21 protein-coding genes are annotated in these 21,007 nt (G+C 66.0%); 15 read left to right on the top strand and 6 right to left on the bottom strand.

Features of this window, described 5'->3' with window-relative positions; translation table 11 throughout:
- Positions 1-284 precede the first annotated feature (284 nt).
- The 5 genes from AB0L58_RS23265 to kstR all read right to left on the bottom strand — a co-directional run bounded on the left by AB0L58_RS23265 (position 285) and on the right by kstR (position 6,715).
- Entirely contained in the window at positions 285-1,154 is an 870-nt protein-coding gene (locus AB0L58_RS23265; protein WP_364389633.1) for a metal ABC transporter permease, read from the bottom strand.
- Positions 1,151-2,065 (bottom strand): ATP-binding cassette domain-containing protein, encoded by a 915-nt coding sequence (locus AB0L58_RS23270; protein WP_364389896.1) that lies wholly within the window; start codon positions 2,063-2,065, stop codon positions 1,151-1,153. The genes AB0L58_RS23265 and AB0L58_RS23270 overlap by 4 nt, the downstream gene beginning before the upstream one ends.
- A 62-nt stretch (positions 2,066-2,127) precedes the next feature.
- On the bottom strand, positions 2,128-2,952 hold the full coding sequence (locus AB0L58_RS23275; protein WP_364389898.1) for a zinc ABC transporter substrate-binding protein: 825 nt from the start codon (positions 2,950-2,952) through the stop codon (positions 2,128-2,130).
- Positions 2,953-3,201: 249 nt separating this feature from the next.
- Positions 3,202-5,772 carry a trehalose-phosphatase gene (gene otsB / locus AB0L58_RS23280; RefSeq protein ID WP_364389635.1) on the bottom strand — a complete coding sequence of 857 codons (2,571 nt, stop codon included), beginning with the start codon at positions 5,770-5,772 and terminating at the stop codon, positions 3,202-3,204.
- 274 nt (positions 5,773-6,046) lie between these two features.
- Positions 6,047-6,715 (bottom strand): cholesterol catabolism transcriptional regulator KstR, encoded by a 669-nt coding sequence (gene kstR, locus AB0L58_RS23285; protein WP_364389636.1) that lies wholly within the window; start codon positions 6,713-6,715, stop codon positions 6,047-6,049.
- Positions 6,716-6,835: 120 nt separating this feature from the next.
- On the opposite strand from kstR, the gene AB0L58_RS23290 reads away from it, so the two are divergent.
- The 9 genes from AB0L58_RS23290 to AB0L58_RS23330 are packed head-to-tail and all read left to right on the top strand — an operon-like array spanning position 6,836 to position 14,723.
- Positions 6,836-8,986: an acyl-CoA dehydrogenase gene (locus AB0L58_RS23290; protein WP_364389637.1), complete on the top strand. Its 2,151-nt coding sequence runs from the start codon at positions 6,836-6,838 to the stop codon at positions 8,984-8,986.
- Between the two features lie 26 nt (positions 8,987-9,012).
- The gene (locus AB0L58_RS23295; protein ID WP_364389639.1) at positions 9,013-10,077 is read left to right on the top strand and encodes an acyl-CoA dehydrogenase family protein; all 1,065 of its coding nucleotides are present in this window, start codon (positions 9,013-9,015) and stop codon (positions 10,075-10,077) included.
- Entirely contained in the window at positions 10,062-11,222 is a 1,161-nt protein-coding gene (locus AB0L58_RS23300; RefSeq protein ID WP_364389640.1) for an acyl-CoA dehydrogenase family protein, read from the top strand. Before AB0L58_RS23295 ends, AB0L58_RS23300 begins: the two co-directional genes overlap by 16 nt.
- Positions 11,223-11,268: 46 nt before the next feature.
- Entirely contained in the window at positions 11,269-12,195 is a 927-nt protein-coding gene (locus AB0L58_RS23305; RefSeq protein WP_364389899.1) for an OB-fold domain-containing protein, read from the top strand.
- Entirely contained in the window at positions 12,192-12,602 is a 411-nt protein-coding gene (locus AB0L58_RS23310; protein WP_364389641.1) for a MaoC family dehydratase, read from the top strand. The genes AB0L58_RS23305 and AB0L58_RS23310 overlap by 4 nt, the downstream gene beginning before the upstream one ends.
- Positions 12,602-13,786 carry a lipid-transfer protein gene (locus tag AB0L58_RS23315; RefSeq protein WP_364389642.1) on the top strand — a complete coding sequence of 395 codons (1,185 nt, stop codon included), beginning with the start codon at positions 12,602-12,604 and terminating at the stop codon, positions 13,784-13,786. Before AB0L58_RS23310 ends, AB0L58_RS23315 begins: the two co-directional genes overlap by 1 nt.
- A gap of 46 nt (positions 13,787-13,832) precedes the next feature.
- The gene (locus AB0L58_RS23320) at positions 13,833-14,039 is read left to right on the top strand and encodes a hypothetical protein (RefSeq protein WP_364389643.1); all 207 of its coding nucleotides are present in this window, start codon (positions 13,833-13,835) and stop codon (positions 14,037-14,039) included.
- A complete protein-coding gene (locus AB0L58_RS23325) occupies positions 14,039-14,266 on the top strand; it encodes a type II toxin-antitoxin system HicA family toxin (RefSeq protein ID WP_364389644.1) in 228 nt (75 codons plus the stop codon). The genes AB0L58_RS23320 and AB0L58_RS23325 overlap by 1 nt, the downstream gene beginning before the upstream one ends.
- A 16-nt stretch (positions 14,267-14,282) precedes the next feature.
- Positions 14,283-14,723, top strand: a complete 441-nt coding sequence (locus AB0L58_RS23330) for an NUDIX domain-containing protein (protein WP_364389646.1) — start codon at positions 14,283-14,285, stop codon at positions 14,721-14,723.
- Positions 14,724-14,815: 92 nt separating this feature from the next.
- On the opposite strand, the gene AB0L58_RS23335 is transcribed toward AB0L58_RS23330, so the two are convergent.
- A complete protein-coding gene (locus tag AB0L58_RS23335; RefSeq protein WP_364389648.1) occupies positions 14,816-15,418 on the bottom strand; it encodes a TetR family transcriptional regulator in 603 nt (200 codons plus the stop codon).
- 40 nt (positions 15,419-15,458) lie between these two features.
- Between AB0L58_RS23335 and zapE the strand changes: the two genes are divergently transcribed.
- The 6 genes from zapE (at position 15,459) to AB0L58_RS23365 (ending at position 20,995) form a co-directional block, all read left to right on the top strand.
- Entirely contained in the window at positions 15,459-16,412 is a 954-nt protein-coding gene (gene zapE, locus AB0L58_RS23340; RefSeq protein ID WP_364389650.1) for a cell division protein ZapE, read from the top strand.
- A 135-nt stretch (positions 16,413-16,547) separates the two neighbouring features.
- Positions 16,548-17,495: a DUF4129 domain-containing protein gene (locus AB0L58_RS23345; RefSeq protein ID WP_364389651.1), complete on the top strand. Its 948-nt coding sequence runs from the start codon at positions 16,548-16,550 to the stop codon at positions 17,493-17,495.
- Positions 17,492-17,986, top strand: coding sequence for a hypothetical protein (locus AB0L58_RS23350; protein WP_364389653.1), 495 nt, complete (start codon positions 17,492-17,494; stop codon positions 17,984-17,986). Before AB0L58_RS23345 ends, AB0L58_RS23350 begins: the two co-directional genes overlap by 4 nt.
- Positions 17,987-18,178: 192 nt before the next feature.
- Positions 18,179-19,141, top strand: coding sequence for a MoxR family ATPase (locus tag AB0L58_RS23355; protein ID WP_364389655.1), 963 nt, complete (start codon positions 18,179-18,181; stop codon positions 19,139-19,141).
- Positions 19,142-19,280: 139 nt separating this feature from the next.
- Positions 19,281-20,540, top strand: a complete 1,260-nt coding sequence (locus tag AB0L58_RS23360) for a DUF58 domain-containing protein (protein WP_364389900.1) — start codon at positions 19,281-19,283, stop codon at positions 20,538-20,540.
- The gene (locus AB0L58_RS23365) at positions 20,537-20,995 is read left to right on the top strand and encodes a hypothetical protein (protein WP_364389657.1); all 459 of its coding nucleotides are present in this window, start codon (positions 20,537-20,539) and stop codon (positions 20,993-20,995) included. The genes AB0L58_RS23360 and AB0L58_RS23365 overlap by 4 nt, the downstream gene beginning before the upstream one ends.
- Positions 20,996-21,007 lie beyond the last annotated feature (12 nt).

Below are 21,007 nucleotides of genomic sequence, written 5' to 3' on the forward strand. Positions count from 1 at the left end.
GCCGTCCGCAGGTTGCGCCGCGGTGCGTGCCGGGGCGGCGACCTGGGAGCAGTGTGCGGACAAAGTGGCGTGCCACGCGTGGGTTTGCCGGTTGTTTCGTGCGTGGTGGGCTGGTGGGTGCGTGGCATGGGGTCGGTTGATACGCGGGGCGAGCGCGTTGCCGTCCGCAGGTTGCGCCGCGGTGCGTGCCGGGGCGGCGACCTGGGAGCAGTGTGCGGACAAAGTGGCGTGCCACGCGTGGGTTTGCCGGTTGTTCGTGCGTGGGGTGAATGGGTGTTCGGGGGTCAGCGGGTACGGGCGGCTTGGCGGCGGCGGGGGCCGAGGAGGCGGCAGAGGAGGTAGATCAGGAAGGAGATGGTGGTGACGAAGGTGGAGACTGGGACGCCGGGGGCGAGGGATAGCAGGATGCCACCTACTGCGGCAGTTTCTGCGAACAGAACGGCCAGGACTGTGGCGCGCACCGGATTCGCGGTCAGCTGCGCCGCCGCGGCCGCGGGGGTGATGAGCAGCGCGAGCACCAGCAGCGCGCCTACGATCTGCACACCGAAGGCGGCGGTAATGCCGAGCATGACCGCGAAGACCACCGAGAGCGCCCGCACCGGAACCCCGCGTGCGAGTGCGACTTCGGGATCCGAGCTCGCGAAAAGTAGCGGCCGGTATACCGCCGCGAGCACGGCGAGTACCAGGACGGTGCAGGTCAACAGGAGTGCGAGTCCGTGGTAGCCGACGCTGACCACCTGACCGGTCAGCAGGGAGAATTTCGACCCGGCGCGTTCGGGACCGAGCCACAGGAACAGCACGGAGAGTCCGAGTCCGAACGAGAGCACCACCGCGATCACCGAATCGCGTTCCCTGGCTTTGCTGCCGAGCAGACCGAACAGCACCGCCGCCACCACCGAGCCGACGATCGCGCCGAGCCCGACCCCGATTCCGGCGAGCAGCGCGGCGGCCGCACCGGTCAGCGAGAGTTCACTGGTGCCGTGCACCGCGAACGACATCTGCCTGCTGATGATCAATGGCCCGATCACCCCGGCCAGCAGTCCGAGCAGCGCGGCCGCGAACACCGCCTGCTGAACGAAGGAGTAGGAGAGCAGGTCCGCGGTGGTGGTGAAGTCGAACATCTTCGAGATGACATCGGAGAGCTTATCGATCACGAGCGGACCCCACTCGATTCGGGTAGTTCGCCGGAAGGCATTGCGCCGTGACAGTGTTGGGCCCCGGCCGCGCCGAGCGCGTCCATGGTGTCGCCGGTGCCGACGACGACCAGCCGCCCGCGCACCCGCAGCACATCGACTTCGGTCTGATACAGCTCCGAGAGCACCGCCGAGGTCATCACCGCATCGGGTGTGCCGATCCGGAACTTCCCGTCGACCAGATACAGCACCCGATCCACCAGCGGCAGAATGGGATTGATCTCATGTGTCACGAAAAGCACTGCGGTGTCATGGGTTCGCCTGCGTCGATCGATCAGCTCCGAAACCAGCCGCTGGTTGGCCAGATCGAGGCTCAACAGCGGTTCATCGCAGAGCAGCACCTTGGGATCGCCGACCAACGCCTGCGCGACCCGCAGCCGCTGCTGTTCCCCGCCGGACATGGATTCCAGTGGCGCGTAAGCGAATTTCTCCGCGCCTACATCGGCGATGGCGGCGCGGACCTTGCGCTTGCGCTCGGCACGGTGCCGTAGTCCGAGGCCCCAGCGGTGCCCGTCGACGCCGAGCCCGACCAGGTCGACCCCGCGCAGTTGCACACCGGCATCGATCGTCTTCTGTTGCGGCACATAGCCGATATCGGGATTGCCCGCCCGTGCGGGCCCGCCCGCGATATCGGCGGTGCCGGAGCTGAGCGCGAGCTGGCCGAGCAGCACCTTCAGCAGCGAGGTCTTACCGGATCCGTTCGGCCCGAGCACCGCGACGAATTCGCCGGGCGCGATATCGAGGTTCAGCCCCTGCCAGAGTGTGCGTTCGCCGAATGCCAGGCTGGCGGAGCCGAGTTTTACAGCAGCGGAACGGATATCGGCGCGTCGCTCGATCCCGCCGGTGCCTTCGGTGGTCGGCTCGGCTCCCATGGTCTCACTCGGCACCCGGCCACCACTCCCCACGGAATCGCTACGCGATGCTGTCATAACGCTCAGGCCAGCGCCGCGGCTAGCGCCTGGGCGTTCTTGGTCTGCCACTGAAGGTAATCGACACCGTCGGGCAGGGTTTCCGTTACCTCGACAATGGGGAGGCCATTCGACTGCGCGAGCGCCCGCAGATCCTTGGTGATCTTGTCCTCGGTCTGGATGTTGTAGATGAGCGCGCGGACCTTCTTGCCGGTCAGCAGATCCTGGGTGGCGGCGACGGCGGCGGGGGCCGGATCGGTCTCCTGCTCGATCGCCTCCTGGAATTCGTGCGGGGTCAGATCTTGGGTTCCGGCGGCGACCAGCAGGTAGTGCGCCAGCGGTTCGGTCTGCAGCACCGGGGTTCGGGGGTGCTCACCAGCGATCTTGGTAGCTATCGCGGTGATGGCGCCCAGTTGGCTCTTGAACGCCGCGGCGCGGTCGGTGTACTCGGCGGCATGTGCGGAGTCGATCTCGCCCAGCGCGCTGGCGATCCGGTCGGCGACCGCGCTCACCGTGCCGATGTCGTAGAAGACGTGCTCGTTCTCGTCGCTTTTGTCGGTGCGGGATTCGAACGCGTCGACGGTGCGCTTGTCCGTGCCCTGGATTGCCTTCTCGATGAACTCGTCATAGCCGCCGCCATTGAAGACGACCAGATCGGCATCGCTGATCTTTGCCGATTCCACGGCCGAGGTCTCATGCGAATGCGGGTCGGCCGCGGGATCGGTGATCAGTGCGGTCACCGAGGCGTCCGAACCCGCGATGGTTGTGGCGATATTGCCCCAGACATTGGTGGAGACTACGACATTCGGTTTATCCGAGGCCTTCGAGCTACCGCATGCGGTGAGAGCCATCGCGGTGGCCACCCCCACGGCGATACCGGCGAATCTGATGGCAATCCGTGTGCTCACGCGCGGGGTACTCCTGGCAATGCGGCAGATCTGAGCGTGCTCTAGATCATAATGGAAATCGTTACCATTTGAACTGTAGCAGGAGGTCGGGCGCGGCACGAGTCGATGTCTGCCGCATCACTTCGGCGCCGGATACGGACCGGGCCCGCGAACCGATGGATTCGCGGGCCCGGAACTCCGGTGGTCGTCGGCTCAGACGAACGCCTCCACCGGCTTACCCAAAAGCTGTGCACAGCGCAGCAGGCCGAGATGGCTGTAGGCCTGTGGATGATTGCCGAGCGAGCGTTCGGCGACCGGGTCGTACTCCTCGCTGAGCAGACCCGTCGGACCGGCGACATCGACGAGCTGCGCGAACAGCGCCTCGGCATCCGAGCGCTTACCGATCAGCAGATACGCCTCGACCAACCAGGCCGCGCACAGGTGGAACCCGCCCTCGCCGCCGGGCAGGCCGTCGTCGTGGTGGTACCGGTATACCGTCGAACCGCTGCGCAGCTCCGCCTCGGTGGCGACGACCGTCGCCGCGAAACGCGGATCCGACGGTTCGATCAGTCCGCTGAGGCCGATGTGCAGGGTGGCCGCGTCCAGATCGATGCCGTCGTAGGCTGCGGTGTAGGACTGGACGTCGTCGTTCCAGCCCTTGGTCTTCACTTCGTCGGCGATGGTGTCGCGCAACGTGATCCAGATCGGATCGACCTGACGCTGGAACCGTTGCGCGAGGGTGATCGCCCGATCCACGGTGAGCCAGCCCATCACCTTCGAGTACACGTGGTGGCGCGGGTTGCCGCGGATCTCCCAGATGCCGTGGTCGGGTTCCTGCCAGCGCCGCTGCACCGCGGAAACCATGGCGTGCACCAGTTCCCAGTCGGCATCCGGCAGCGCCATGGCCGGATCGGTCAGGCCCTTCGCCTCGCGGCCGTGTGCCAGCGATGCGATGAGATCGACGATCGGACCGAAAACATCCAGTTGCACTTGCATATTCGCGGCGTTGCCGACGCGGACCGGACGTGAACCCGCATAGCCGGGCAGCTGATCGATCGATGCCTCGGGCGGCAGGGTTTCGCCGTAGAGCGTGTACAGCGGGTGCAGCCGCTCCGGGCCGGGCAGCGTTTCCAGGACCCGATGCACCCAGCCGAGGAATTCCTCGGCCTCGGTCAGCGAGCCGAGCGAAACCAGGGCCTGCGCGGTCAGCGAGGCATCGCGCAGCCAGCAGTAGCGGTAGTCCCAGTTGCGTACGCCGCCGATATCTTCCGGCAGCGAGGTGGTGGCGGCGGCCAGGATGGAACCCGACGGTGCGTGCACCAACCCGCGCAGCGTGAGGGCCGAACGCTTCATCAGATCCGGCTTCAGCGGTGGCAGTTGCAATGTGGCCGCCCACTTCGACCAGTAGTCCTCGGCATCCCTGCGCCGCTCCGGCTCACTGCTCATGGCGGGTGCGAGATCCTGAGTGCCGCAGCGCATTTCCAGCACGATCGGACCATTGGACGGATCGATGACCGCGCGCGCGGAGCTGTGCATGCCGTCGGACCGGATCTCCCAGTGCACACCGGGGGAGCGCAGCACCATCGGATCATTGGTGCCGAGCACGCGCAGGCCCGCCGGTTCGCATTCGATGCTGACCGGCACCTGGCCGAATTCCGGTCGGGGTGCGAAGGTTACGACCGCCTTCGCGTCACCGGTGATCACCCTGGTCAGGTCGGTACGGGTGGGGGCCACATCGTGCGGCAGGTAGTCCACCACTTGCAGACTGGCCCAGCGGGTTTCGACGGTCATGGTGCCGTCGATATAGCGCTGTGAGAGCGGTAGTCCGGGACGTTCCGGTTCGACGGTGAAGTGACCGGCCTGCGGTCCGCCGAGCAGATGGGCGAAGACCGCGGCCGAATCCGGTTCGGGATGGCAGAACCAGGTGACGGTCGCGTCGGGTGTGAGCAGAGCCACCGAGCGCGGACTGGCCAGCATGCTCAGTCGCTCGATGCGCGGTGCGCTCGCACCGGCCAACCAGGTGCGCCGTTCCTCGAGCAGGTAGGCCAGCGCCCAGGACACGGCCTCGGTGCTGTCCACCCGGTATTTGGCCAGGCTCTCGCCGTCGCCGACCTTGATGCCGATATCGGGGCCGGAGAGCATGCGGAAGGCCTTCTCGTCGGTGACATCGTCGCCGAAGAACACCGCGGCCGAGGCGCCCTCCTGATGCCGGACGGTATCCAGTGCGACGCCCTTATCGGTCTGGATCACCGCGAGTTCGATAACCGATTTACCCTCGGTCACCTGCACGCCGACCCAGCAGGCCGGACCCTGCCGCACCGCCTTCAGTGCGCGCAGCCCGATTTCCGGACTCGCATTGCGCACATGCAACGCGACGCTGGCCGGTTTGATCTCGACGCTGGCGCCGGGATTTTCCGCGGCAACCTGCGTCAGACTCGTCTGTACTTCGACAAGCAGGTGTTTGGCGTCATTGTCGATGGCGTGCACGAAACCCACATCGAATTCCGAACCATGACTACCGATAAGTTGCACTTCGACCGGAAGTCGCGATAATGCCGCGAGATCTCGCAGTGCACGGCCGGAGATCACGGCGGCGGTCGTTCCGGTGAGACCGGCGAGCGCTCGTAGCGCGCTGACCGATTCTCGATGTGGAAAGGCTTTAGCCGGGTCGGACACGATGGGTGCGATCGTCCCGTCGTAGTCCGATGCGACCAAAAGCCGTGGCACGCGCGCGACCGTCGACAGTGCACGGCGAAGTTCCAGTGGCAGATCCTGTGCGCTCACGCATCCAACCTAGTGATCGGAGGAGTTTTTTCAGGGGCAGGCGTGACAATACTGTGTTGATTTTGCCGCACCGAAGTCCACTGCGTCGCGTGCGAATGATTGCGCACGCGGCTGGCCGCCCTCTACCGGATCTGCCCAGTTGACGCGTCTTTTACCCAACCGCCGACGTGTGCAGGCTCACGTTGGCGTATTCATTGATGCCAGCCGACAGGCTCGGCTGATTTGCCGGGTGCGAACCGACCGGCAGCCGCCGAGCTTTCGAGTGAGCAGTGGACTACCTGCCGCTGCCCCCGTTGTCGCCGAGCAGCAGATCCACGGTGAGTTCCAGTCGCTCCGTCACATCGGTGGCCGAGGCGCGCCTGGTCAGCCAGGCCACCAGATTCGACAACCAGACATCGCTTATCACCCGCGCGATCGCCAACTGGCGTTCGGTGGGCTCGCCGTCGTTCATCGCCCTGGCGAAAACTCGGTCCATCACCTTGCCGACCCGGTCGACCTCCGCGGCCGCCGAGGCGTCGGCGAACATGAATGCGCGCGTCATCGCCTCGGTGAGCAATGGATCGCGCTGCATCATTCGGGTGATCTGGGTCAGCAGCAGATGCATGCGCTCATTCGGAGTCTGCCCGGCAAGCGGTTTGCGTTTGCCCTCGATCTGCTCGAATTCCCGCGACAGCGCGGAAACGAGCAGATGCACCTTGGAGGGGAAATACCGGTAGAGCGTGCCGACCGCGACATCGGCGCGTTCGGCGACCGCGCGCATCTGCACGGCGTCGTAACCACCCTTGGAGGCCAGTGCGAGCGTCGCGTCCAGAATTCGCTTACGCCGTTCCCGCTGCGCGGCAGAGCTGAGCTCGTCCTCGCTCAGCGTCGTGACCGTCGCGGTAGCCGATGCTCGTCCGGCCGCATTCGAATCGGCTGGCTGGGATCGGTTGGGACTGGCCATTGATGAGAGTCCTTTCCTGCATTCCGGCAACGGGCATCGGTCGTCTCTTGACTTCCGCCCAGCTAGGATATTAGAACATGTTCTAGGTGTGGGAGTCACGCCGGAAAGGCGGTACGGACTGTGACCATCGCCACCACTGACGAGCATAAAGCCGTTCAGGAGTCGATGCGCGGATGGGCTGGATCGGTACGTCCGATTGCAACAATGCGGGACGAACCGACGGACTTCTGGCGCGCCTATTGGCCGGCCCTCGCTGACTTCGGAATTTTCCGGGTCGCCATTGCCGAAGCGGCCGGTGGCCACGGCGGATCGGTCGCCGACCTGGCGGTATTGGTCGAGCAGGCGGCACACGATCTGGTCGGTGGGCCGGTGCTGCCCACCGCATTGGCGAACCTGGTCACCGCCGGCGCCCTCGCCGAGGATATGCCGTGCGGTGTCGCGCTCGACTTCGTTGTCGGGGACGTGGTCAGCGTACCGGCCGCATCCGGCGAGTTGTTGCTCACGGGTGTCTGGGAATCTGTGCTCGGCGCGGCACCGGGTACGTCGGTTTTGCTGCCGATACGCACTCCGAATGGGTTGCGCTGGTGCGTGATCGGACCCGATGCCGAAGGCCTGCGCATCGAGGCGCTGGCACCCGCCGACCCGAGCACGCCACTGGCGCGGGTGCATTGCGCCGAGGTGCGGGTGCCCGCGGACCGGGTGTTCGAGTCACCGCACGCGGTGGAAGATCTACTCGCGGTACTGGTTTCGGCCGAACTCGCCGGTGTGGCCGGTTGGTGTCTGGAAACTGCCGTCGAATACGCCAAGGTGCGTGAGCAATTCGGGCGCAAGATCGGTTCCTTCCAAGCACTCAAGCACATTTGCGCGTGGATGCTGTGCCGGGCGGAGCTGATCCGCTCCGTGGCGGCCGACGCCGCGGCCGCGGTCGACGAGGGCGGTGCGGAACTGCCCGTCGCGGCCGCCATCGCCGCCGCGATATCGCTGGATGCCGCGGTCGAGACCGCCAAGGACTGCATTCAGGTGCTCGGCGGCATCGGCTTCACCTGGGAGCACGACGCGCACTTCTATCTGCGCCGGGCCACCGCACTGCGACAGCTGCTCGGTGGATCGGCGCGCTGGCGGGCCAGGGTCACCGAGTTGACCAGGGCCGGGCAACGTCGGACCACCGGTGCGGATCGGGTTTTTGCTGCCGACGGTGTCGAGGTCGATGACAGCAATGCGAACGAGCTCGCCGCCGAGGTGGCCGCGATCGCCGCGCTACCGGTCGGTCAGCGGCGCAATGCGCTGGTCGATGCCGGGCTCGCCATGCCGCACTGGCCCGCACCGTACGGACGCGGCGCGAATCCCATGACGGGCCTGGTGATTTCGGAAGAACTGCGGCGCGCGGGCCTGGAATCGCCGGATCTCGCGATCGGCGGCTGGGCCATCCCGACCCTGCTGCAGCACGGCACCCAGGAGCAGATCGACCGCTTCGCATGGCCGACGCTGCGGGGCGAGGTGGTCTGGTGCCAGCTGTTCAGTGAGCCGGAGGCCGGTTCGGATCTGGCCGCGTTGCGCACCACTGCCAAGAAGGTCGACGGTGGCTGGGTGCTGCGCGGGCAGAAGGTGTGGACGTCGCTGGGTGATCGCGCGAATTGGGCGATCTGCCTGGCCCGCACCGATCCGGACGCACCGAAACATCGCGGGATCAGCTACTTCCTCGTCGATATGCGCAGCGCCGGGCTCGAGGTGCGTCCGCTGGTGCAGATCACCGGGGAGGCGCGCTTCAGCGAGGTCTTCCTCGACGAGGTATTCGTGCCCGACGACTGCCTGGTCGGCGCGCTGAACAACGGCTGGAAAATCGCCCGCTCGACCCTGTCGACCGAACGAGTCGCCATGGGCGGCAACGGAATCGGGCTCGTGCTGGAGGAACTCATCGCCAAACTGCCCGCCACCGGGCCCGGCGCGGAGCTGTTGAACGATCGGCTCGGCGGCTTCGTCGCCGATGCGATCGCTGGACTTTTGCTGGAACAGCGTGCCGCGGTGCGGATGCTGGCGGGCGGTGATCCGGGAGCACAGAGCAGTGTGCGCAAGCTGGTCGGTGTCCGCCATCGCCAGGCGGTTGCCGAATTCGCGGTGGAGACGGCAGGTCCAACCGGTGCGCAGGACTCGGAAGTGGTAAAAGAATTCCTGCTCACGCGCTGTCTGTCCATTGCTGGTGGAACCGAGCAGATTTTGCTGACCGTGGCCGGTGAGCGAATTCTCGGACTACCGCGCGATACGGACAGCTAGTCGACGAGGCAACTGGGAGTAATAGCGTGGACTTCACCCGGGACGAGGGCCAGGACGCCGTGGCCGAGGTCGTTGTGAGTTTGCTGGAGCGTGAACCGGCACGCGATATCGAGCTGTGGCCGAGTCTGGTCGAGACCGGACTGCTCGCGCTGGCGCTGCCGGAGCGGTTCGGCGGTGACGGCATGGGGCTGTCGGAGGTCTCGGTCCTGTTGACCGAATTGGCCACCGATGCGGTGGCGGTGCCCGCCCTGCCGACCCTCGGCTTCGGGCTGCTGCCGCTGTTGGCCGGATTGCCGGACAGCGTCGCCGAGCGGGTCTATCCGGAGATCGCCGAGGGTGCGGTGCTCACCGCCGCGCTCAATGAGCGCGCGAACCCGTTCGTGATCAAGCCGGAGACCACCGCGGTTTCCGGTGGCGACACCGTGCGCATCACCGGTCACAAGGTGGCGGTGCCGTATGCGCAGCAGGCGCGCTGGTTATTGATTCCGACGAATTCCGGTATCGCACTGGTGGATTCGAATTCGGCCGGACTCACCCTGACGCCGTCACCTGTCTCCGGCGGGATTCCGGAATGTTCGGTGCGCCTGGACCAGGTCGAGATTCCGGCCGCACAACTGTTGCCCGGCGGCATCGGTGACCTGCACCGATTGGCCGTCGCCTCGATCGGCGCGACCGCGGACGGACTGCTCAAAGGTGCGCTGGTGCTGACCGCGGAGCATCTGCGGACCCGTCGTCAGTTCAATCGGCCGCTCGCCGAATTCCAGGCCGTCGCCCAGCAGATCGCCGACGTGTACGTCGTTTCGCGGACCCTGCACACCGCCGCCGTTTCGGCGAACTGGGCACTGGCACAGCCTGATTCGACGCCGCCGCATCAGGAACGCATCGATGACGACCTCGATGTGCTCGCCTACACCGTGGCGTCGGAACTGCCCGCCGCCATGCAGAAATGCCACCACCTGCACGGTGGTCTCGGGGTCGATGTGACCCACCCGATGCACCGCTACTACTCGCAGGCCAAGGACCTCGCCCGCTGGCTCGGCGGCGAATCGTTCCGACTCGATCGATTGGGGGCCAGATGTTCATCGACCTGACCGCGGAGCAGCGCAAGCTGCGCGATGAATTGCGGACGTATTTCGCCGATCTCGTGACTCCCGAAGAGGAGGCCGAGATGGCGATCAACCGGCACGGTGACGCCTATCGCGCGGTGGTGCGCCGGATGGGTGCCGACGGCTGGCTCGGAGTCGGCTGGCCGAAGGAGTTCGGCGGCCAGGGTTTCGGGCCGATGGAGCAGCAGATCTTCTTCAATGAGGCGGTGCGCGCGGATGTTCCGCTGCCGCTGGTGACCTTGTTGACGGTCGGGCCGACACTGCAGAGCTTCGGCACCGATGAGCAGAAGGCGAAATTCCTGCCCGGAATCCTTTCCGGCGATATTCATTTCGCGATCGGCTACTCCGAACCCGAGGCGGGCACCGACCTCGCGTCGCTGCGCACGAGTGCGGTGCGCGACGAATCCGGCGATTGGATCGTCAACGGGCAGAAGATCTTCACCACCGGTGCGCACGAGGCCGACTATGTATGGCTGGCCTGCCGCACGGGCTCGGTCGAATCGCGGCACCGGGGCATCACAATCCTGATCGTGGATACCAAGGATCCCGGCTACTCCTGGACCCCGATCATCACCTGCGATGGTGCGCACCACACGAATGCCACCTATTTCGACAATGTCCGGGTGCCCGCGAACATGCTGGTGGGCGAGGAGAACAAGGGGTGGCGACTGATCACCACCCAGCTCAATCACGAACGGGTGAGCCTGGGCCCGTCCGGCAAGATCGAACAGCTCTACGACCGGGCGCGCGAATGGGCCCAGGCGCGCGGTGTGCTCGCCGAGGCCGATGTGCGTCGCTCACTCGGCCGCATCCACGCCATGGCTCGGCTCAATGAGCTGTTGAACTGGCAGGTAGCGGCGACCGTCGACGGTGACCAGGCCACCGTGATCGCCGATGCCTCGGCCACCAAGGTCTACTCGACCGAATCGCTGCAGCAGGCCGGTCGGCTGGCCGAGGAGATCGTCGGGCATTACGGCGATCCGGCCGATCCGGACACCGCCGAACTGCTGACCTGGCTGGACCGCAGAACCAAACAGAATCTGGTGGTTACCTTCGGCGGCGGCGTCAATGAGGTGATGCGCGAACTGGTCGCCTCCTCCGGGCTGAAACTGCCTCGGGTACCTCGATGAAACCGCGATACGCCACGACTACAAGGAGCCGCGCGTGCCGGAAACCATGACTCCGGAAGCGATTACCGCCGCCGCCGAGCAGATCATCGCGGCGGGCGATTGTGCGCCACGTCTCGGGCGTGATCCGGTGAACCAGCCGATGATCAACAACTGGGTAGAGGCGCTCGGGGACCGCAATCCGATCTACGTCGACGAGGAGGCCGCGCGTGCCGCCGGACATCCCGGCACCGTGGCGCCGCCTGCCATGATCCAGGTCTGGACCATGCTCGGGCTCAATGGTTCCCGCGCGGCGGACGATCCTACGAACCAGGTCATCGAGCTGCTGGACAGCGCGGGCTACACCTCGGTGGTCGCGACCGACTGCCAGCAGACCTACCACCGATACCTGAATGTCGGCGAGCAAGTGGCGGTGACCAGCAGGCTGTGCGATATCCGCGGCCCGAAGCGGACCGCGCTCGGTGAAGGGTGGTTCATCACCTTCCAGATCAGTTGGCAGGTAGGCGATGAGGTGGTCGCCGAAATGCTTTGGCGGCTGCTGAAATTCGCGCCCGGTACCGGCACCGCCCCGAAAGCGCCCGTGGGCGAACGGGTCAAACCGCTGGTCTCCTGGGATACCGAATTCTTTTGGGAGGGCACCAAGGTCGGGGAGTTGCGGATCCAGCGGCTGCCGGACGGCACGCTGCGGCATCCGCCGATTCCGGCGTTGTGGCAGGACAAGTCGAAGCAGACCGACTATGTCGTCGCCTCCGGCCGCGGTGAAGTGTTCAGTTACGTCGTGCATCACGCGCCGAAAGTGCCTGGGCGGCAATTGCCTTTCGTGGTCGCGCTGGTCGAATTGGAAGAGGGTGTGCGCATGCTCGGTGAACTGCGCGGTATCGATCCGGCCGAGGTGCGGATCGGCCTTCCGGTGCAGGTGGAGTTCGAAAAACTCGACGACGATGCCGTACTGCCGGTCTGGCGGGTGATCGCATGACCTACGTCGAACCGGCCACGATCGAGGTCGGTACCGCGCTGCCCGAACTGGTCATTACCGCCGATCCGACCTTCGTGATCAGTACTGCCTTGGCCACCAGGGACTTTCAGGATGTGCACCACGACAGGGACAAAGCGGTCGCGCGCGGTTCCAAGGACATCTTCGTCAATATCCTCACCGACACCGGGCTGGTGCAGCGCTTCGTCACCGACTGGGCCGGACCGCGCGCCATCGTCAAATCGGTCGCGCTGCGTTTGGGTGTGCCGCTGTATGCCGGTGACACCCTGACACTTTCCGGCACCGTCTCCACGATCGACGGCGACGACATCGGTATCGATATCGTCGGCCGCGACAGCCTCGGTGACCACATCACGGCGAAAGCCGTTATCGCACTGCGGAGGCCGTGATGACCGCGGACAGCACCGCCGGGCTTTCCGGCCGCGCCGCCATTGTCGGCATCGGCGCCACCGACTTCTCCAAGGACTCCGGCCGCAGCGAATTGCGTCTGGCCGCCGAGGCGGTCACCGCGGCACTCGCCGATGCGGGTCTCACCCCGACCGATGTCGACGGCCTGACCACCTTCACCATGGATACCAACACTCAGGCGGCCGTGGCCCGCGCCGTCGGTATTCCGCAGCTGAAATTCTTCAGCCACATCGGATATGGCGGCGGTGCGGCCTGCGCCACCGTGCAGCAGGCAGCCATGGCGGTCGCCACCGGCGTTGCCGACGTCGTTGTCGCCTACCGTGCCTTCAACGAGCGTTCGGTATCGCGCTTCGGCCAGTTCTCTACCGCGCTGGCCACCGCGCCGACCTCGTCGGGCATCGATGCGGGCTGGTCCTATCCACAGGGGTTGGGGACACCGGCCGCGCAGGTGGCCATGGTCGCCCGCAGGTATATGCACGTGTACGGGGCGACGAGCGCCGACTTCGGCCGCGTCGCCGTAGCCGACCGCAAACATGCCGCGGCGAATCCGGCTGCCTTCTTCTACGGCAAGCCGATCACCCTGGAAGACCACCAGAATTCGCGCTGGATCGCCGAACCGCTGCATCTGCTCGACTGCTGCCAGGAGTCCGACGGCGGCGTCGCGATCGTGGTCACCAGCGTCGAGCGGGCGCGGGATCTGCCGCAGCGTCCGGCGGTAATCGTCGCCGCCGCACAGGGTTCCGGCGCGGACCAGTACGTCATGACGAGCTACTACCGTGATGCCCTCACCGGCCTGCCGGAGATGGGGCTGGTCGGCGAGCAGCTCTGGGAGCAGAGTGGTTTGCGTCCGGCGGATATGCAGGCTGCCATCCTCTATGACCACTTCACTCCGTTCGTCCTCATGCAGTTGGAGGAACTCGGTTTCTGTGGACGCGGCGAGGCCAAGGATTTCATTGCCGACGGTGCCATCGAAATCGGCGGCCGCCTGCCGCTCAACACCCACGGCGGCCAACTCGGCGAGGCCTATATCCACGGTATGAACGGGATCGCCGAGGCGGTCCGGCAGATCCGCGGCACCTCGGTCAACCCGGTGGCGGACCTGGAGAACATCTTGGTCACCGCGGGCACGGGAGTCCCGACATCGGGATTGGTGTTAACGCGGTAGGTGACAACGGGACATCGATCTCTGCTACTGCCGCTAGAGTGAACATATGAAGCGTATGGTCCAGATTCCGTATGAACTGGAGCAGGAGGAAGACGGTACCTGGGGTGCTCACGCCGTCTTCCCGAGTGGCGGTGCGCATGGGGTCGGTCCGACTCCGGATGAGGCGGTTGCCGACCTACACGAAGCCGTGACACTAGTTCTCGAGGAGATGGGACTGCCGTCGGTTCTGACGATCGTCCAGGATGTTGCCTGATGCCGCCGCTTCCGGTGTTGTCGGGCGACAGGGTCATCAAGGCACTCGAGCGAGCCGGGTTCGGGCTGATTCGAGTGAACGGCAGTCATCATATGATGCGCAGTTCGGAAGGACGTTTCACTGTCGTACCGGTGTATCGCGGTACCGATATCAAGCCCGGCACGCTGCGCCGCATCATTCGCGATGCAGGGCTGTCGGTTGCCGATTTTGTGCAATTACTCGATTAGGCCCCTTGGTGTTCAAATGGCCGATCGACACCTTGTAGACGTGCATATCCTGCTCGGCCGGGACGGTGAGCTGTTGCTCAGCAGGCGGCGTAGTGCGGACGAGTTCGACGGGTTGTGGCATCTGCCCGCGGGGAAGTTGGAGTCCGGCGAATCCGCCACCGCCGCTGCCGCGCGCGAGGCGGAGGAAGAGATCGGGGTGCTCATCGACCCGGCGCACCTGCGGCTGATTCATACCGCGCACGTGATCGGCTCCGGGCGGGAGGCCCGGCTCGGACTGTTCTTCCACGCGCTGCGTTGGATGGGTGAGCCGGTGAATCGCGAGCCGGACAAGAGCTATGGACTGCAATGGTTTTCGCTCGATGCGCTGCCGGAGGAGTCGCTGATCCGCTATTCCGCAACCGGAATCCGTGGGTTCACGACGGGCACGCCCTATAGCGAGTTGGGCTGGGCGACGTAGCCTCGAGGTCTACGGGGAGCTGGTGGGAGAGCGTGGGTCGACGACTAGCACGCCTTACCGTGAGTTGGGCTGGGGGACGTAGCCTCGGCGTCCTAGGGGTTGAGCTGGCGGGAGAGCATGGCCGCGAGCTGGTTGACGCTGTCTCGGGTGCCTGCCGGAACATGCGCCCGCGCGCCCGCGAATCTATCGAAGACCGCGCCCTCGAGCACCGCGACGAAGTCCGCGGCGGCCGCATCCGGATCAGGAAAGCCCAAGGTGTGGAAGAGAGCTCGCGCCCGCTCGGTCGAGAACAGGCTGTGCGCCAGCCGCCGGTGCAATTCCGGGTCGGCGCGCAGATCGATGATCAGCGCATGCCGGACGAGCAGGTGATTGCGCCGGTCGACGAGTAGCCGGTCGAGCCAGTTGGCGATGGCCTGCGCGATGGCTTCGGGCTCGATGGCTGCCGGTGGGGTTAGCTCGGCGGCGGTGAAGTCGTCGCGGGAGCGGGTGGTGATTCGGTCCGCGATGGCCTCGATGAGCGCGCGTTTGGTGCGGAAGTAGTAGGAGGCCGATCCGCCGGGCAGTTCGAGGGCGGTATCCAGGGCACGGTGGGTGAGCGCTCGAATGCCCTGGGTGGCAATCACATCGATGGCGGCGTCGACGAGTGCCGTGCGTCGGTCGGTTGTGGACATCATCACCTTCGCTGGCGGCGGCATTTCCTGATCCTCTACAAATGTAGAGGATCAGGAGGGTGTCATGGAAGACGACGTCACACTGGATGCCGACCAACTACTGGCTCGGGCGCGCCTGCTCGAACTGCTCGACCGGCACGCCAGGCCGGTGAAGCGGCACCGCGGCATCTACCTGCACGGCCGACCAGGTCGCGGCAAAACAATGCTGATGGACGACTTCTTCTCGCACGTGGCGTCGAACCGTAAGCGCCGCTTCCACTTCCACAACTTCTTCGCCCAATTGCACACCGCGGCACATGAGTCGGGCTCGATCGATAAGGCCATCGACAACCTGCTCGGCCATGCCGAATTGGTCTGCTTCGACGAATTCCACGTGCACGATATCGGCGACGCCATGCTGATCGCCCGCACGCTCGACGCCCTGCTCGCCCGCCGCGTCCTCCTGGTGGTGACCTCGAATTACCCGCCGGATCAGCTGCTGCCGAACCCGCTGTTCCACGACCGCTTCCTACCGACCATCGCGCGCATCCGCGCGCATCTGGATATCGTCTCGGTCGACGGCCCATTCGACTACCGCGCCCGCGCCGCGCACCGCGGCACCGGGTTCGCCTCCGGGTCCTACCGCATCGACGATGTGCGCGATGTCGGCACCGCACAGGTTGTCATCGCGGGCTCCCGCGAGATCCACGCCAGCGCCGTCGACGATGCCGCCGTCACCTTCGACTTCGCCGCCCTGTGCGGCAGCGCCACCGCCGCCTCGGACTACGTCGAACTCGCCCGCCGCTTTCACCGCTGGACCTTGTGCGATGTCCCACCCCTGCGCGCTGTCCCTCCCGACTGGGCCATGCGCTTCGTCAATCTGGTCGACGTGCTCTACGACGCCGATCTCGTACTCACTCTCGCGGCCCGCACCGCGCTATCGGACCTGGTGGCCGACGTCCCGGCCGTTCCCGACCTGGCGCGGACCGCGAGCCGCCTCAGCGAACTCCGTCCGCCCGAATCGGCTGTGGTCCGCTAGCTGCGCACCCGCGAAAATACCGGTCGGTGCGGATAAAGAGGAGGCGCTCCTAAGTATTCGATTCCATCCCGAGCGGACCACTCGGCATGTAACTATGTGCCTGTTCAGAGCTGTACTCAGATGTGGTGGTAGCGGGTGGCCAGGGCGGGAGCGCCGATAACGCGCGTGATCGTGCTGATCGCGCTGCTGGCGTGTGCCGCGATCGCGCTGCGCGGCCACATTCCCGGCGCCGATGATTCCGGTGCTCACCGCACGGTGCCATCGGTGATCTCCGTGGTGCTGATGCCGGTGCTGCTCACCGTATCGGTGGTGATCCTGATCGCCGGGGTGATCGCCAGCCAGCATCGACTACCGCTGGCCATGCCGGAGGTGGATCGTGATTCCGAGCGCAGACATGGACTGCTCGGCCGCACCGGCCTGCTGGTGTTGGCCGCGCTGGCGGTCGTTTCCTTGATCATCGCGGGCGCGTCGGCGGTCTTCTTCGTCGGATTCGGCCGCGAGGGTGAACCGGTGCCATCGTCGGTGCCGCGCGATGCCACTACCCGCGCCCCGCAGGAGACCGTCACCGGCCCCGCGACCCCCGACAGCGCACCCACGCAGCATCTCACCGGTACGGCGCTCTTGGTGGCCATGATCGCCGCCGGCGCATTGGTCGGCGTGGCATTGGTCGGGCTGATCGTGGTCGCGGTGGCCGGACAGCGCAAGCCGCGCCCGGTTCCGGTTCCGGTGCCCCCGGCCGCGCCGACGGTCGCGGGTTCGCTGGCCAGAGCGGCCGAGATGGGCCTGGCCGCCATGAATGTGCCCGGCCAGGATCCGCGGGAGGCCATCATCGCCTGTTATGTCGCGATGGAGCGCGGGCTTTCCTTCGATCGCGCGGCCGCACCACTTGCCTCGGATACCCCGATGGAGGTGCTCGCCAGAGCCTTCGCGCGCGGCGCACTGCACGACGCGTCGGCCAGGGAATTGGTGGCGCTGTTCGAGGAGGCCAGGTTCAGTCCGCATTCGATGCTGGAGTGGCAGCGGATGCGGGCCGAACAACTGCTGCGAATCGTGCTCGCCGATCTGCAAGGGGAGATGGTATGAACCGCGCGATCGTGATCGGTGCGCTGATCGTCATCGTGCTGATCGAGCTCGTTACCCTCGGCAAGGCTCGCGGCGCACTGCTCATCGCCGCCGGAGTTCCGGTGGCGATGGCCATGATTCAGCTCATCTGGTCGTTGACCGGCCGGTCGGTGGTGAACACCGATGCCGGATCCGATGAGATCGACAACGGTCCCGCGGAAATGCTGCGGCACTGGCATGCCAGAGCGGAGATGCTCGCCGATCGCGCGGACGGCACCAGGGCCGACTGGGATCGGCATCTGCGTCCGCTGCTGGCCAAGGAGTTCGAGTTGTCCACCGGCCTGCGGGTCGCCAAGAACCGCAAGGCGACCGAGGCCGCCGGCATATTGCAATTCGGCCCGGAGCTGTGGCTCTGGGTCGATCCGGCCAACTCGGCACTGCGGGATCAGACGACTCCCGCACCGGGGCGGGCGGCGCTGGATGAAATCCTGCGCTGTCTGCAGAAGATGTGACCCCCGGCATGAGCGGTCAGGCCCGGAGGAGGCAGCTTGCGTAACCACGTAGGGCCCCGCTCATGCCGAATTGAAGACAGCATGAGTGGTCAGGCCCGGAGGAGGCAGCTTGTGTAACCACGTAGGGCTTCGCTCATGCCGAATTGAAAACGGTCTCAGGAGAATGGGTTTTAGGCAAGTGCGAGTAGACATATGACGATGCCGATGGACGCGACCATCCAGCGCAGCGAGGCGGTGCTCCGGGAACTGTCCCGGGTAATCGTCGGCAAGCGCGATGAGTTGCAGCTGATCATGATCGCCGTGCTCTCCGGCGGTCACATCCTGATCGAGGATCTGCCCGGACTCGGCAAGACGCTCATCGCCAGGTCCTTCGCGGCCGCGCTCGGCCTGGAATTCACCCGCGTGCAATTCACGCCCGACCTGCTCCCCGCCGACCTGCTCGGCTCCACCATCTACGACATGTCCTCGGGCCGGTTCAATTTCCGGCGCGGACCGGTCTTCACCAATGTGCTGCTGGCCGACGAGATCAACCGCACCCCGCCGAAGACCCAGGCGGCACTGCTGGAGGCGATGGCCGAGGGGCAGGTCAGCATCGACGGCGAAACCTTCCCGCTGCCACAGCCTTTTGTCGTGCTCGCCACCGACAACCCGATCGAATACGAGGGCACCTATCCGCTGCCGGAGGCGCAGCTGGACCGGTTCGCGATGCAGCTGCGGCTGGGCTATCTGTCGGAGAACGACGAACGCCAGATGATCCGGCGCCGGTTGGAGCGCGGTTCGGCGACACCGCAGGTGGTGCAGGTGGTGGATGCGAACGGCCTGATGGAGATGCGGCAGTCCGTCGAATTCGTCACGGTGCATCCGGATGTGGTCAGCTATGTGGTCGCGCTGGCCGGTGCGACGCGTGGGCATCCACAGGTCGAGGTGGGTGCGAGTCCGCGTGCCGAACTCGATCTGGTGCAGATGTCGCGGGCCCGTGCGCTGCTGCTCGGGCGCGATTATGTGATCCCCGAAGACGTCAAGGCGCTCGCGGTTCCGGCCATGGCACACCGCATCACCTTGCGTCCCGAGATGTGGGTGCGCCGGATCCGCGGCGAGGACGTGATCACCGAATTACTGCGCCGTTTGCCGGTTCCGCGCGCGTCGGTGACATGACCCGGTGGGAAAGGGCATGACCGGGCCGGATACCGCCGATTCCGCCCCCGTCATTCAGGGGATCGCGGCGGCGAATGCCGTGGTGACGCGACCGCCGACCCGGGACGAGCCGATGGCCGGCGGGGCGCGTCATCGAGATATGACGGCCGCTGTCGAGGCCGAATTGCGCTGGCGTCCCGCGCCATTGGTGTTCATGCTGGCGGTGAGCGCGGCCGTGGCGCTGGTGCTGGCGGTGGTGCTCGGCCGCTGGCAGTTGGTCGTCTTCGCGGCACCGCTGCTCGGTGTGCTCGCCACCGCGCCGTGGCAGCAGTCCAGGACCCGGATCCAGGTGGACGGTGGGGGCACGCTGCGGTGTTTCGAGACGGAGGAGATCGTGACGACGGTCGCCGCCTTCGTAGAATCGGGTCACGCGTTGCTTCGGTTGCAGCCGGAGAAGTACGCGGGACTCGGGATCGACATCGAGGAGGCGATCGATTCCGGGACGGCGCCCGCCGGGCTGCGGTTGGCTCTGACGGCGGACCGCTGGGGTCGCTATCCGCTGTCGGTGCGGGTCACCGCGTTGAGCCCGGCGGGGCTGTCCGTGGCGTCCGCGGTGCTGCCCGCGGGACAATTGTTCGTCTACCCGATCACCGATCCGCAGCGCATGAAGTTGCCGCGCACCGAACTTCCCGAACGGCTCGGCACCCATCTCACCCGCAAGCACGGTCCGGGCGTGGAGTACGCCGATATCCGCGCCTACGCGCCGGGTGATCAGCTGCGCATCGTGAACTGGCCGGTGAGTGCGCGGCGCGGGCGACTATATGTCACCGAGCGGCTGACCAACCGATCGGCGGATGTGGTTGTGCTGGTGGATACTTCGCAGCAGGCGCCGGGGCCGGCCACCGAATCGCTCGAGCTGTCGGTGCGCGGCGCGGCGCAGGTGGTGCAGTCGACACTGCAGGCCGGGGACCGCACCGCGGTGGTCTGCCTCGGCCAGTCCCCGCGCTGGCTGCGTCCGGATATCGGGCGGCGGCAGTTCTATCGGATCGTGGACACCGTGCTCGATGTCGGCGATGAGCACATACCGACCACCGGCACCTTGGCGCCGCATGCGGCCGTGCCACTCGGTGCGATCATCGTCGCCTTCTCCACGCTGCTGGACACCCAGTTCGCCCTCGCGCTGATCGATCTGCGCAAGCGCGGACATGTGGTCGTGGTCGTCGATGTCCTGCGCGGCACACCTTTCCACGAACATCTCGATCCGACGCTGGCTCGGATGTGGAATCTGGAGCGTGCCTCGATGTACCGGGATATGGGAACCGTCGGCGTCGATATCGTGGCCTGGACCGAAGACGCGCGACTCGATCAGGTCATGCGATTGATCCCGGACCATCGCCGAACCGTAAGGGTGCGCCGATGATTCGTTTCCTCGCCATTCTGTCCGGGGTGCTATTGGTCACCTCGGTGACATTGCTGACGCCATGGGCGGGAATTCCGGCGGTGGCACTGGTGGTGGCGGGCTGGTGGTTCCGGCTGCCCGCGGTCGCCGCGGTACTTCTCGCGATCGGGGTGCTCGCCGCGGCTGATACGGGCGTACTTGCCGCCGCCGCGACAGGTTTGGTGGCCACGGCCTATCTGCTGAATACCGCGACGGTGTCCGCGCCGGTCGGTGTCGTACCGACCACGGTCCCCTCCGTCATCGGTGCGGTGGCATTCGCTGGCACGGCTGTCGGTGCGGCGTTGCTTCCCTTGCGCTTGGCATGGGTCCCGATCGCCGCCCCAATCCTGGTGATCCTGCTGTATGCCCTGGTAATCCAGGGTGTCGCGATCAAGCGGGCACGCAATAGCGGTGCGACCGCTCAACTGAGCGCATAGACCGGCTGCCTA

This window comes from Nocardia sp. NPDC052112, assembly GCF_040680135.1.
GTDB lineage: Bacteria > Actinomycetota > Actinomycetes > Mycobacteriales > Mycobacteriaceae > Nocardia.